This window comes from Photorhabdus sp. RW14-46 (assembly GCF_963887965.1).
Taxonomy (GTDB): domain Bacteria; phylum Pseudomonadota; class Gammaproteobacteria; order Enterobacterales; family Enterobacteriaceae; genus Photorhabdus; species Photorhabdus laumondii.
In genome coordinates, this window is sequence record NZ_CAWPHH010000020.1 from 13856 (window position 1) to 27306 (window position 13451).

Here is a 13451-nt window from a genome sequence, read left to right on the forward strand (position 1 = left end):
AAACAAAATGCACCAAACTGTTTTTTTCAGTCAAAAACACTAAGAGTGCATAATATTTCGGAGTTAACATTCTAAAAAAGACATTAATTTGAATTTATAATCTAATTAATCAATTAGTATTTGATTGAATTCAGATGAACCCACTAATTTTTTACAATAATTTGATGGCAAAATATGAAAAATAGTAAAAAATAATGAAAAAAATCCATATATTATAAATAGTTAAATATTAGTAATTTGGCATTACACAAAATTTGACTTAGTCGGTCGTTTTATAGGAACATATTTACAGTTTGGTGCATTCTGTTTAGTTTCTTTTTATTGTTAAATAATTTTCAAATATATAATTACAAAGCTTACAAGCTGATATTTTCTATTAAAAAAGGGCTATTTATAACTATCTAAAAACGGTATTTATAAATTTTTGCCAAAATAAATAGCGTTATCAGCCAATAATTTTATAAAAGTTCTATTAATTGATATATTCCGGTAGATTAATATTATTTTTCTACCTATAACTATCCGCCCCAATTGCACAGGAATTATTTTCATGAAGAAACGTAAGTTTTTAACCCGATATGAAATTAATGCGATTTTAGAAAAAGCGCGTCAAGGATGTCATGCTGAGCGAGATTATTGCATGCTACTAATGTGTTTCATCCATGGATTTAGAGTGAGCGAGTTATGCAATCTCACGTTATCCGATCTTGATCTTAACTCAGAACTTATTCATGTCAGACGATTAAAAGGGGGATTATCAACAACACACCCACTAATACCAGAAGAAATTAAAGCTTTAAATCAATGGCTTAATATTAGAAAGAGTTGGCGAGAATCAGATTCAGAGTGGGTCTTTTTATCACAAAAATCAGGGGCTATTTCACGCCAGCAAGTTTATGGTTTATTAAAGCGTTATGGCAAACAAGCATTAGTCAATATTTCACCTCATCCACATATGCTAAGACATGCCTGCGGTTATGCTCTCGCTGATTTAGGAAGAGATACACGCCTTATTCAAGATTATCTTGGCCATCGAAATATATCCCATACTGTTATTTACACCGCAAGCAATGTAAAACGATTTTTCAAAATATGGGAGGCTCCTGCAAAAGGACTCGATTAATTTCAATATCTATTTTCTATGTAAGACATGTAGTATGAGAAACTATTTCTCTCGGAAACAAAAAAATCATCCAATCATCCAATCGTCCGATTATAAAAATCCTTATCCATATACTGATGAGGGTTTTTATACGAAAAAATAATTATTCACATCATAAGATACTACCTATTATTTCTTATAATTACTTTTAAATTAAATTCAATAGAAATAAATAGCTTGCATTTACAAATAAAAATATATTTTTAATGGATATTTTTGGAGCAATAACCCATCATAAGCAGCACAATAAGATGAACAATCCCATTGAAAATAAAAATGAAAATAACAAGGCACCGATAACACAAGACAAAACAGTACATATCATCGGTTTTTGCTAAAGTATGAGCGATTGCAAGAGGAATTTCCTCAAAGAATATACCCTATGGATTTCAAGATGCATCGCGACGGCAAGGGAACGAATCCCCGGGAGCATAGATAACGATGTGACCGGGGTGAGTGAGTGCAGCCAACAAAGAGGCAACTTGAAAGATGACGGGTATAATATATATTTATTAAAATTGAACAATAATATTGTAATTGAAAAATCGCTAAATATATAAATAAACTTTAGCTGATATCCAAGACTTAAATCGGCCTGCATAATAAAACCAAACAAGCATATAAAAGTAAAATTTTCTTGGATTTTTTTACCGCACTTATTTCCTTAATCCATGCGATAAAATACTAACAATTCATAATACTTTCTTATTAATCTGAATGGTTTTACAATAAAAACATCTGTATATCATCATGATATAACTTCAAGCAATATCATTCAGATGGCTACACTGAATCAATTGAACCAATGCATAAACAAACTCCTCACCAATTTTGGTTAAGGATTGCCTGAATTAGGACAGTGATTAATCTTCAATATTTGATTAACGGTATGTAAATAATATGCGTTTTTTATGTTAATAACAAAGGCTCTGAATATATCGATCCCCCTCACGATCTTAAACTATACTTATAGTAGATACAGTTCATGCACAAAGAGATTGCCTCCAAACAGAATTCAGTAGAGAGCAAGCTGGTTAGGCCAGATTATCTGTTGTAAAAGCTATTATGGATATTAGCCACTAGAATTGATGAGATGACCAAAGATTTTCGTATAGCAGCTAAACATATCTGGTATTCCGACAATACTAACCAGAAAAATTCAACAAAATATTGACAATAGATAGCACACATGGAAAGAATCATCTCGAAACCATTAGGAGATTAGTGATGAATGAAAAATTCTATCAATTAAAAATAACACTTACAGACTCAAAACCCGCTATTTGGCGACGATTTGTTGTTCCTGCTTCTATCTCATTCGACAGATTGCACGATGTGATACAGATCGTGATGGGATGGCAGGATAGTCATCTACATGAATTTCGTATTGGCAAACTACGACTAACGGAAATGCCAGAAAGCCCGTCTGATAGTAAGGAAGAAGATTTATATCGCCTAATTGATCTGATTAAACAAAAAGGGCGATCTTTTACTTATCTCTATGATTTTGGCGATGGTTGGGAACACGAAATTATTTTAGAAAACAGTCAATATCCTGCAAATGACCTCCCGCTTCCTTTTTATTGTCTGGATGGCGCCCGCGCTTGCCCCTTTGAGGATACCGGCGGGATTGATGGTTATGAAAATTTAATAGCAATACTGAATGATCCTGACCATGAGGAATATACAGAAATGCGACAATGGATAAGTGAATTACTTGAGTTAGATGAAGATGAAGATTTCGACTTCGAACAATTTCCCATTAGCAATATTAATGCTTTTCTAGCGCTCTATTATCGCTGGTCACGAGATCGTTATCATCTCTTGTGGGATTGGGAATGAATTTAACCATGGGATAAATCTATCATCATTGGGAAAAATTTCAGGTGAGTCATCTATGACGAACATCGAGGCTTGATTTGAATTAATTTTTCCCATGGAAATTAGAAGATACTTAACTCGGTATCGAGTGCAGTTTCTGCGGGTGTTTTCAGATTAGCCCTATTAAGCTACACTGGTATTTAATACCATTATCATCACTCATCTTATATTAAACAAAGTAACTATCACATTAGGTATTACTATTGCCGACCATTCTTATTAATTAACAGGAAATACAAACCGTATGTAAAACCGAGAAATTATTAAAACAACGATTAAATAGACAATGCCATTAATCATCATAAGAGATTGTAATAAAAATATTTTTTAATTAAAGATTAATACTGTGAATTCGAAATGGCTTGATATATCTTTGATTCCATATCGAGTTTATAACACTTTCTTACAAATTTATATTTTTGTAAATTTGAAAAAAAATCTTGCTATCTGATGAATGTTTAATTATTAATTAATCTCCATCATATGAACTGTATTTAAAAAATTTTACCCCCCTGTTCCCCTTATTCTTGGGGATTAACTGATTGGGATTGATTTCTGTCTTCCTATCATTCAACTCGCCATTATTCACGCGATAATCACTGCTTTTATCGGTGATGATGGAATTTTTACTACGTTATTCCTTTGACAAAAGAATTAATTATCTCAACGTCTGGACAAAATATGACGCTAAAAAATGTAATACGACAAGGTGACAGAACCTCTCACGGCGGCTCTGTCTTAGCCGGTGATGACAATTTTAAGGTTCTGGGTAAAGGCATGGCACGGATTAACGATCCCGTGTCGTGTCCAAAGTGTGGCGGGCATCAAACCATTGCTGAGGGAACGCCAACCGCAGTCGGAACCAATAAACAAAAACTGGCTCTGGCAGGTATGAAAACCTCCTGTGGCGCTACGCTGATCGCCTCACAAACGTCTTTCCAGATAAAAACCTTATAGGACAATGTGTTATGAATAAAAAAGAGTCTCTATTCCTACAAGAATTGCAATATATACGGCAATTGGCGCAGGAAGTCGCAAAAGAAAATCCGCACCTGGCAGATTTTTTATCCGAAGGTGCCGGTGATCCGGATATTGAGCGAGTGATGCAAGCCTTTGCGCTGTTAGCTGCCCGTCTTCGCGAAAAGATTGAGGATGAGTTTCCCGAACTCACATCAGGGATGCTGGCTCATATTTGGCCATATGCCATGTGCCCGCTCCCTCCCACGAGCATCGTTCAATTTTCACCCAAAGGGATTCATCACCTGAGCGCGATGACGCTACCAGAAGGGGCACCGGTTTTTGCCGGTGAAGGAGAAGAGGAAGTCAGTTTTGAAACCTGCTGCCCTCTGCATATCGAACCACTAGCGGTGATTGACCGGCAACTGAACGCAACCCCAGAGTACAGTGAGATAACACTAACACTGCAATGTTCGGAGAATACCTCAGAGTGGCGCAGCCAACCGCTAGATTTCTTTCTGGGCAGCGATCGTCTGCAAGCCGCTGAATTAGCCTTATGGCTTGACTTTCATCTGCGTGATGTCTTGTTGCGAACACAAGACGAAACCATCACGCTTGATAGCAGTTACCCAATCCCGGCATTGTGGGGAACCGCAAGGCAGGTTGCCATCCTGCCGGCGATGAAAACCACGCCATACTCTATCTTGCAACTGATGACTGAGTACTATTACCTGCCCCATGTACATGATTTTGTGACAATTGATATCAAGAAAGGTCGTCGATTGGTGGAGTTGAACGCAGATCGGACATTCGAGCTGATTTTTCGGTTTGATGGTCATCTGATGCTAAACGATATTTCCCAAACCTTTCTGTTGGACTGTGTGCCGGTAAGACATCTGGAGCCGATGAGTGCGAAGATCTCGGTAAACAGTGAAGCCAACCATTATCAAATCCCATTGGATTCGACTAAGCAACTGTTCAAGCTGAACCACCTTTACACATCAACTGAACCAGAGCAGGAACGTGGGCAACCATACCGCTATCTGCCGATTGAGCAATTCTCCCCAACCGCTCATTTTCTGCCGGATGCTGAGCTTCTTTATTATTATCAGCTTAGGACCGAACGCGATATGTCGCAGCGAACCCTGCAACATCTGCACTTCTTTGACTGTCATGGTAAACCCGCAGATAACCTGCCGCCACAATCCATTTTTTGTCAATTTACCGGTTATCAGACACGGGCCTCTAGCTTGGGTATCGGGGAGATTAATCTACCGGGAGAATATGCCTCGGGGCTGAAAGTGAGCAATATCACCCCAGTTTCTTCTGCTTGCCACTCAACAATGACGGAGGATCAGATAGGTCGATCGGCCTGGTCAATCATCTCTTTCTTTTCCGTATCACCCTGGATGGCTTTTCAAACCCACTCGTTAAAAGAGCTGATCAAACTATTCGATTTCTCCCCCGATCAGTCATTAAGCAAACGTATCCAGGAACATATCGACGGTATCGTTCAACTGGATAACATCCCAACAGACCGTCTGGATAAAGGAGTTCCAGTGCGGGGCCATCAACTGGTCCTGACATTGAACCCGGATTGTTACGCCAATCAGGGGGAGATGCATCAGTTCAGTCTGGTGGTGTCACGCCTGATGACGCTTTTCATCAGCATGCACACTTTTGTGATGATGAAGGTTATTGATGGTCAGACGGGAAAAGTCCTGTGGAATTTTCAACACATGATGTTCGGGTTACGTCCTGATATGTAATGTTAATCGTAAGGAAATAGTATCAATGAGCAAATTAAGCCCACTCGATTGTCTTGACTGTAAAAACATACTGAAAAACTGGATAGAATTTCAGTTGGTAGATGAACAGGGGAAACCCTTGGTCAATATGCCTTATCGTTTGAAAATCCGTGGAAATCCTCTGCTAGGACGTAAAGGGGTTACCGATGGCAATGGATTGCTAAGGGAAGAAGATATGCCGTCCCATCCGGTAACCTTGTATATCGGCGCCCAACCGCTGGCCGATGAGATGGAACAGCGCCCGTTGCGGGAAAAACGGGGAGAGGCATTTTCAGTGGTGAAGCCAAAAGCAGAAGCCGAAGGCTATCAATATCGCTATGTGACTATCGGGCAGATTAGTGATGGATTGCCGGTGATTCAAGGGTGGGACCCCAAAGATATCCCACCTCCCTATCATTTCCCAGACCCGGAACCAAAAGGCTATCAGGTCCATCCTGTGAATCAGAGGTATGTTCTGGAAGTATGCCCGTTTCGGGCCTGGGTTTTGCTGCTACATCATCAAAAAGAGTATTCCATTGTGAATGCTTATAACCAGTGTTTGATGAGTGTGCTGGCCTACTCAGATGAAGATGTTAATGTAGCAGGTTCTGTTAAACACTTTTTTAACCGGCAAATGGTGGATGTTTCAAAACTGCCCTATAAAGTGGAGACATTATCAGCAACGCCTGTAGTTTACGATGTACCGTTTAGTGAACGTTACATTCAGGTGGAATTTATTGACTCATCAAATATTGACTGGATAGGAGGTGATACCCAACTGTTTTATGTAGCAAGTAAAAACGATGTGATTGTCAGTTGGCGAGGGACAGCCAGCAAGGAGGATATCCTGACAGATGCTAAGTACCAACCTTTGGGGTTAGATTGCGATAAAAAAGCACTGTGCAATGAGTTTATTCACAATGGCAAAGTGCATAAAGGATTTTGGGAGGCATTTAATCTAGTTAGCAAGTTAAGAGTTCCCAGTGATACGGATCAAGAAGTATTCACCGATATTACTAAGTTGGTTAAGAATAAAAGATTATTTGTCTGTGGTCACAGTCTAGGAGGTGCACTAGCATTACTACACTGCGCACAACTAAAAGAACACAATCCATGTTTTTACAGCTATGGAATGCCTAGAGTGCTAACTGTCAGTGCGGTACGAGAACTAGCTGATATCACCCATTATCGCCATGTGAATGAAGATGACCCGATCCCTTCCTTACCGCCGGAAAAAAATCTGGATAACTGGCTATATGATTGTTGGGGGCCGCTCGGCTATTTATTTAGTCCTGTTGAATTGCTGGACTTTACCAAAAGTGGTGAGGTTTTCCTGCATCACGGAAAAATAGTGCATTTTTGTAAAATCAATCTGGTTATTGAATGGCTGGAAGAACGTAATCCAAGCAATCATATACGGCTCAGAACTACCTTACCCACCAAAACAAAATTGTATTTAATTCCGTCGTTAAACCGTGAAACGGAACATAATCTAAAGAATGCGAGTGAGATTCAGAAAGGATTTTTTAAGCAAATAAGTGATGCGGATAAAGCCAAATGGTTTCCGTTGAATGAGAATCCGACCGAAAAAGATGCCTTAGGTTTCCCTGATCACCGTTCAAGAAAATATGCCTGCTACATTGGTGCACGACTGGCAGAACTGGTTGCACCAGGTAAATACCATTTTTTCCGAGATCAGGAGCAGCTATTTGAAAAAACGCTGAATGAGAGGCCCGATATTGTTGCAGATATTCGGCAACGCGATGCTTTATTTTTACAGATGGACCATCACTTAAAGCAAGCATTGATTTGCACTCAACAGGATCAACAAGGACCGTTAGCCTTAACACGCTATATAGATAACGCTATAGGAATTGAGGAACAGTTACCATGATAAATCTCAAGCAATACTTATCTGTCTTATCAGTGATTTTAATATCGGGCTGTGCTAACCCTAATGAGCCGCTTTCTCCGCCCAAAGAGAATCAGTGGATCACCGTGGAAGGAGTAGCACCCAAATATACCGAACCACATGTGTCTGCTGTGTATATATCAAAAGATTGCCTTAAATATCGTCTGGATTCCAATATGTCGCCTTTTAAGGTACCGACTTATAACGGATTACGTTTGGAAGATGTAAAGGCTGATCCGCAAACCGGTTACTTTCAGGCGAAATTACCTTTTAATGGCGGCGGCCGATGTAAGTGGAAGATTGATCGGGCCTTTGTGTCGGTGAGTTATACCGATGTCCACCATCTGGTGAAAGATGCTATTCCATATTCGGCAACCGGCTTAATCGCATTTATCAATGATGCAGTCCAGACGAATATTAGCGAAATGCCCGCATCGAATACGATTGATTTTAGCCCGGTTATTTACCCTGTTTTAGAAATAGTTGAAGGATTTCCTAAAAGCGTATATTTACAAGGTGAAGTTTTAAAAATGCGCCCTTTTCGACTCAGGTTAACTCCAGGAGCTAAATGGAAAATTATCTTTAAGCCTAAACTGGATGAAACAAAAATGGCGAAGGTCACTGTGACTAACGGGAAAGGTGAATGGGTTGAATACTCTAACGGCAAGATTGATAAGGGTACTCAATTAGTCGATTTTCGGTTCATGTACATGAATATGAAATAACGCTGTAGGAATTGAGGAAAACTTACCATGATAAATATTAAAAAATACTTATCGATCTTATCAGTAATTTTAATATCGGGCTGTGCTGATCCAAATGAGCCGCTTTCTCCGCCCAAAGAGAATCAGTGGATCACAGTAGAAGGGGTAGTACCAAAATATACCGAACCATATGTGTCCGCTGTGTATATATCAAAAGACTGCCTTGAATATCAGCTACATGCTGACATGTCACCTTATAAGGTGCCAACCTATAATGGGCTTCGTCTGAAAGTAAAGGCCGATCCACAAACCGGTTATTTTCAGACGAAATTACCTTTTAATGGCGGCGGCCGGTGTAAGTGGAAGATTGATCGAGCTTTTGTGTCTGTGCGCTATACTGACGTCAGACACCTGATGAAAGATGTTGTTAATAAGGGAGGCAATGGAACAGGTTTAACCGCTTTTATCAACGATGCAACCCAAACAAGTCTCAGCAAAACTGCGGTATTGAATACCCTAGATTTTAGACCGGTTATTTACCCTATTCTGGAAATAGTGGAAGGGTTTCCGAAACGCTTATTTTTACGAGGTGAAGTAGGTACGCGTTTCTTCCAATTAAAATTGACTCCGGGAGCTGAATGGAAAATTATCTTTAAGCCTAAACTGGATGAAACCAAAATACCAAAAATCACCATTACTAATGGAAAAGGCGAGTGGGTTGAATATCCTGACGGGCGAATTGACCTTCATCGCCAAACGATAGACTACTGGAAAATAAAATAACACCACCAAGGCCATATTATTAATTTACCTAAACACCAACATCAGAAATAAGGAGTCCATTATGAACGATGGATTACACTTTCTTTGCCATATTATCGATTTGCCGGAGAAAACTTTTGCGGTCGCTGAATTTTCTCTACAGGAGGAATTATCCGAATTATTTACCCTATCTTTAACGCTGGTCAGTAAACGGGCCGATATTGATCTGGAGTCACTGTTATTACAGTCTGTGAAATTCCGGGTGGTTTTCAACGACGTTGAACAACGTCAGGTTAGCGGCATTATCTCACAAGCTATACGGGGGGATACGCATGCGCATCGCACCATTTATTACCTTACCGTCCAGCCCGCTCTCTGGCGGATGAATTTGAATCAGGACAGCCGGATTTATCATCGGCAAAGCGTGCCGGAAATTCTCACCAGTTTGCTGAAAAAACATTGCATCCTGTTCGATTGCCAACTGGATGAGTTTCATTACACACGGGAGTATGTGACGCAAAAACGGGAGTCCGATTATGCCTTTTTTACCCGGTTAGTTGCCGAAGAAGGACTGAATTTCTGGTTTGAAGACGACAAGCTGTTTTTCAGTGACAGCCATTTAGGGATGACAGCCAACTTACCGCTGATCTACAACCCGCAGAGAGAGACGGCCACTGAAATGAATGTGATGAATCAGGTGCGTCTGGGCGTCTCCATGACCCCGGCGCGGGTCATTTATAAGGACTACAATCCCCAAAATCCCGATTACCGCCTGACACACCGGGCCAATATCGATCCCCGTGTGGAAGGGCAGAAAACCCTGTTTGAGCTTTTTGAAAGCTACGGCCGTTTTCAGAAAGACGCGGAGGCGAAACCGTTTGTCCAGCGTCGTCATCAGGCCGTCGAGAATCAACGTCAGGCCGGTAGCGGGCAAAGTAACTGTTTTAAACTGATGCCGGGTAAAATCTTTGACCTCAGCGAACACCCGGTTGATGCCATGAATACCCGCTGGCAAATCGTCACTATCCATCATCACGGCAAGTGTCCGCAGGCACTGCAAGAAGAGAGTGGAGAGTCAGGATCTTATCTGCATAACGAATTCAGTTTTATGTCGGGCTATAACGACTGGCGAGCGCTATATCGCTACAAGCCGCTGGCGGATGGTGATGAAGTGGCAACCGTGGTCGGCCCGGAAGGGGAAGAGATTTATGTCAATGAAGAAGGGTGTATCCGCATTCATTTTCACTGGGATCGGTATGATAAAGCCAATGAAAATGCCGCCTGTTGGGTACGGTTCGCACAGGGTTGGAATGGCAGCGGTTACGGTTTTATGGCTATCCCCCGTATCGGTCAGGAGGTGATTGTTTCTTATCTGAACGGCGATATTGATCGTCCGATTGTCACCGGTTGCACCTACAACGGTTCAAACCGGCCGCCGTTAAATTTACCCGTTGAAAAGACCCGCACCACCTTTAAAACCCGGACTCACAAAGGAGAAGGCTTTAATGAATTGCGCTTTGAAGATGAGAAAGACCGGCAGGAGATTTACCTGCACGGGCAAAAAGATCTGACTGCTCATATTCAGCACGATGCTTACTGGCATATTAAACACGACCATAAACAGCGAATCGATAATAACCGCTATAGCGAAATTTCAGTGGATGATCATCAACATATCAAGGGATCGGGGAAATACAGCACCGATGGAGATGTTTCACACCGTATCTCAGGCAGTCAGTATTTACAGACCGGGGATGCATTGGTGGCTGAAAGCGGTCAGGAAACACACCTGAAAAGCAGCGGTAAGATAGTATTGGAAGCAGCGTCGGAAATTACTTTAAAAGTCGGCAGTCATTTTATACGGATAACCCCCGGCGGTATTCTAACTTCCCCGAATTTATCAGTCGGGCAAGGTTCTGCCGGTACTGGCCGTGGGTTGTCTCTGCAACTGCCGGAAGGAGTTGCGCCTCTGCCGGGGGTTAAATTCCCTGCCAAACCGCTTTGTGCTGTGCTGGCTCAACAGGAAGCAAATTGGGTTATTAATAATCCGGAGGATGAATGAACAAGTCAATAAATTGGCAACAGTGGCTGAGTATCCCTATGAGTATCCCTAACAAACCATCGGTTTTCTTTATGCTCAATTCACTCGCGGAACCTAACCCGGCGGCGCTCTTTTATACCAACGATTGGGTAGAACAGGCTTTCCCGCTATACAGCAATACACCGTTGGATCACATGCTGGCGCAAAGTCCCTGGCTAGTTCAGCCCAAGTCAGGCTGTCTGTCAACGATAGCTCATCTGCTTGATAGTCATACTCTGAGTGATAACAGTTGGGGTTGGGCTTACCGCAGTGATCAATCATGGATACAGCAGCTTAATCATTGGCGTTCACGCCAGCAAGTGATTTTACAAGAAAAACCGGTGATTTTTCGCAGTATGGACCCGCGTATCCTCAGTCAGTTATTACCGGCAATGATCGTCAGCGATTGGTCAGCATTTTTGACACCGGTAAGTGAGCTGATGATCGATATGCCCGAACCACAGATTTATTATCGGCCTGAAAATTGTGGTCAAGGAGGCAGTGAATTGCCCTTTACCTTGGGCAGTCATTTATTGCATGCCTGGCACCATTCCGATTACGCACTGCAAGGGATGGCATTTGCGATCAATGATAATTGCTGGGAAAACCACGGTAAATTGGCTGAAAAACTAGATAAGCCAGAGGGACAATTAGTGGAACAAATTATCAATTGGTTAAAATACCGTTTAGCAAACGGGGATAATATAAGCAAGCTTACCTATGTAGATTATTTACAAACATTGACTGACGACTCCCCATCCCAAAAGTTTATTGAAAGCTGAGAAAGAAACAGCAATACAATCAATAACACAATCATCATATCCCCGTAAAAACGGGGAGCAAATTGTAACAACTGGTGATAGTTCTGTTATTTAGCGGTTTATCCCCGTCAGTATAGGGAACACCAATCGCATCGCGTAATTAAGCGATCAGCCCTGCCTGTAAGTCCCCACCGGATCAAAATCAAGCCAGATTAAATCACCGCAATCCGGAACAAAACGAGAAACCATCAGAGCAATTCTTTACCAACTGGCGAGCCAAAATTTACCTTTTCGTGAACGTTTTCTGGTGTGATACCGGTTAACAGTGCATCAAGAGAGTATTCTTTCGCTTTTACCGGAATAATGACAATGCGACCATCTTCGACTGCAATATCAACTGTATCATCAACGTTCAGGGATGCCGCTTTCATGATAGCTACAGGGAGTCGTACAGACGGGCTATTACCCCCTTTTTTTATTACTGAATAAGCCATTAATGCACCTCGATGATAATGTATACCCGTTATCTTTCAAGTTGCCTCTTTGTTGGCTGCACTCACTCACCCCGGTCACATAGTTACCTATGCTCCCGGGGATTCGTTCCCTTGCCGTCGCGAAGCATCTTGAAATCCATAGGGTATATACCCATTTGTATATACGCTAATGAGAAAACAGTTGCGTATCAACTTTGTTGATACAATTATTTTTGTGTTCAAATTTTTTTATGAAATCTTAACCAAATGCCATTGCTCGGTTTAGAACCTCTTGATGATGCTCACTATCTACATAGACTTATGCGCATGTTTTATGGCATAGATGAGGTGTCTGATGAAAATACAAAGGGAGTTAGCTTTAATCTGTTTTTTTAGGCATTAACCCAAATAAAGGGTTATCAATAACAGGGATAACAGCAATATCAAATTTGTCTGGCTCCGGCAAAGAATCAATATCCATTAATGCGACAAATCGTGACATTGCTAAATAAGCTTCTTCAATATCATCGGCGTAAGCCACCCTCCCAAATTCATATTCATCCAGTATCACAAATCGGCGATTACGTGTGTTAAACAGTACATAACCGACCACATCTGGATCTTTTTCAATTAACCCCAACGTCTCAAGTTTTTTCTGAAATTTTTTTAGTCGCTTTTTCTTCATTACAAATTTCCGTTAGTTATCCTGAGCCATTTTCTTACGTGCAAAAATTCAATAAGCCGTTGACCTTAATACCGAAAAAAGCGCTGTCAAATCACTGAACGAATACTGCCCGGTATCGATATGCCCGAACCACAGATTTATCATCGGCCTGAAAATTGTGTCCAAGGTGGCAGTGAATTGCTCTTTCCCCGTAAAAACGGGGAGCATTTCTACTTCAACTATCATCATGAAACCTGAATCTGGTTTATCCCCATAAATTCAAGGAACACTGACCCCCTATGTCAATT

Annotated in this window: 12 protein-coding genes; 10 read left to right on the top strand and 2 right to left on the bottom strand. The window is 41.1% G+C overall.

The features are described 5' to 3' along the window. Window positions 1-550: 550 nt before the first annotated feature. The 10 genes from AACQ38_RS15600 to AACQ38_RS15645 all read left to right on the top strand — a co-directional run bounded on the left by AACQ38_RS15600 (window position 551) and on the right by AACQ38_RS15645 (window position 12027). Window positions 551-1123, top strand: coding sequence for a tyrosine-type DNA invertase (locus AACQ38_RS15600; RefSeq protein ID WP_011145142.1), 573 nt, complete (start codon window positions 551-553; stop codon window positions 1121-1123). Window positions 1124-1503: 380 nt separating this feature from the next. After that, the gene (locus tag AACQ38_RS15605; protein ID WP_165578548.1) at window positions 1504-1722 is read left to right on the top strand and encodes a hypothetical protein; all 219 of its coding nucleotides are present in this window, start codon (window positions 1504-1506) and stop codon (window positions 1720-1722) included. A 667-nt stretch (window positions 1723-2389) separates the two neighbouring features. Continuing rightward, entirely contained in the window at window positions 2390-3004 is a 615-nt protein-coding gene (locus AACQ38_RS15610; RefSeq protein ID WP_165578549.1) for a plasmid pRiA4b ORF-3 family protein, read from the top strand. Between the two features lie 720 nt (window positions 3005-3724). Continuing rightward, entirely contained in the window at window positions 3725-4000 is a 276-nt protein-coding gene (locus tag AACQ38_RS15615; protein ID WP_165578550.1) for a PAAR domain-containing protein, read from the top strand. Window positions 4001-4011: 11 nt separating this feature from the next. After that, window positions 4012-5769, top strand: coding sequence for a type VI secretion system baseplate subunit TssF (locus tag AACQ38_RS15620; RefSeq protein ID WP_165578551.1), 1758 nt, complete (start codon window positions 4012-4014; stop codon window positions 5767-5769). A gap of 25 nt (window positions 5770-5794) precedes the next feature. Continuing rightward, window positions 5795-7681 carry a lipase family protein gene (locus tag AACQ38_RS15625; RefSeq protein WP_165578552.1) on the top strand — a complete coding sequence of 629 codons (1887 nt, stop codon included), beginning with the start codon at window positions 5795-5797 and terminating at the stop codon, window positions 7679-7681. Continuing rightward, window positions 7678-8424: a hypothetical protein gene (locus AACQ38_RS15630; protein WP_165578553.1), complete on the top strand. Its 747-nt coding sequence runs from the start codon at window positions 7678-7680 to the stop codon at window positions 8422-8424. The genes AACQ38_RS15625 and AACQ38_RS15630 overlap by 4 nt, the downstream gene beginning before the upstream one ends. Before the next feature lie 27 nt (window positions 8425-8451). Next, window positions 8452-9186, top strand: coding sequence for a hypothetical protein (locus AACQ38_RS15635; RefSeq protein ID WP_165578554.1), 735 nt, complete (start codon window positions 8452-8454; stop codon window positions 9184-9186). Between the two features lie 61 nt (window positions 9187-9247). Beyond that, window positions 9248-11227, top strand: a complete 1980-nt coding sequence (locus AACQ38_RS15640) for a type VI secretion system Vgr family protein (RefSeq protein ID WP_165578555.1) — start codon at window positions 9248-9250, stop codon at window positions 11225-11227. After that, the gene (locus AACQ38_RS15645; protein WP_165578556.1) at window positions 11224-12027 is read left to right on the top strand and encodes a DUF4123 domain-containing protein; all 804 of its coding nucleotides are present in this window, start codon (window positions 11224-11226) and stop codon (window positions 12025-12027) included. Before AACQ38_RS15640 ends, AACQ38_RS15645 begins: the two co-directional genes overlap by 4 nt. Window positions 12028-12254: 227 nt before the next feature. Here the strand turns inward: AACQ38_RS15645 and AACQ38_RS15650 are convergent, their stop codons facing one another. Together AACQ38_RS15650 and AACQ38_RS15655 are read right to left on the bottom strand one after the other, a co-directional pair. Beyond that, the gene (locus AACQ38_RS15650; protein WP_165578557.1) at window positions 12255-12500 is read right to left on the bottom strand and encodes an AbrB/MazE/SpoVT family DNA-binding domain-containing protein; all 246 of its coding nucleotides are present in this window, start codon (window positions 12498-12500) and stop codon (window positions 12255-12257) included. Window positions 12501-12858: 358 nt separating this feature from the next. Then, window positions 12859-13164 carry a hypothetical protein gene (locus AACQ38_RS15655; RefSeq protein WP_165578558.1) on the bottom strand — a complete coding sequence of 102 codons (306 nt, stop codon included), beginning with the start codon at window positions 13162-13164 and terminating at the stop codon, window positions 12859-12861. Between the last annotated feature and the right edge of the window lie 287 nt (window positions 13165-13451).

Excerpts from the sequence above, each read along its gene's own strand:
- AACQ38_RS15650 (WP_165578557.1), bottom strand. The coding sequence starts at position 12,500 with ATGGCTTATTCAGTAATAAAAAAAGGGGGTAATAGCCCGTCTGTACGA.
- AACQ38_RS15640 (WP_165578555.1), top strand. The coding sequence starts at position 9,248 with ATGAACGATGGATTACACTTTCTTTGCCATATTATCGATTTGCCGGAG.
- AACQ38_RS15645 (WP_165578556.1), top strand. The coding sequence starts at position 11,224 with ATGAACAAGTCAATAAATTGGCAACAGTGGCTGAGTATCCCTATGAGT.
- AACQ38_RS15610 (WP_165578549.1), top strand. The coding sequence starts at position 2,390 with ATGAATGAAAAATTCTATCAATTAAAAATAACACTTACAGACTCAAAA.
- AACQ38_RS15655 (WP_165578558.1), bottom strand. The coding sequence starts at position 13,164 with ATGAAGAAAAAGCGACTAAAAAAATTTCAGAAAAAACTTGAGACGTTG.
- AACQ38_RS15625 (WP_165578552.1), top strand. The coding sequence starts at position 5,795 with ATGAGCAAATTAAGCCCACTCGATTGTCTTGACTGTAAAAACATACTG.
- AACQ38_RS15620 (WP_165578551.1), top strand. The coding sequence starts at position 4,012 with ATGAATAAAAAAGAGTCTCTATTCCTACAAGAATTGCAATATATACGG.
- AACQ38_RS15615 (WP_165578550.1), top strand. The coding sequence starts at position 3,725 with ATGACGCTAAAAAATGTAATACGACAAGGTGACAGAACCTCTCACGGC.
- AACQ38_RS15605 (WP_165578548.1), top strand. The coding sequence starts at position 1,504 with ATGAGCGATTGCAAGAGGAATTTCCTCAAAGAATATACCCTATGGATT.
- AACQ38_RS15600 (WP_011145142.1), top strand. The coding sequence starts at position 551 with ATGAAGAAACGTAAGTTTTTAACCCGATATGAAATTAATGCGATTTTA.
- AACQ38_RS15635 (WP_165578554.1), top strand. The coding sequence starts at position 8,452 with ATGATAAATATTAAAAAATACTTATCGATCTTATCAGTAATTTTAATA.
- AACQ38_RS15630 (WP_165578553.1), top strand. The coding sequence starts at position 7,678 with ATGATAAATCTCAAGCAATACTTATCTGTCTTATCAGTGATTTTAATA.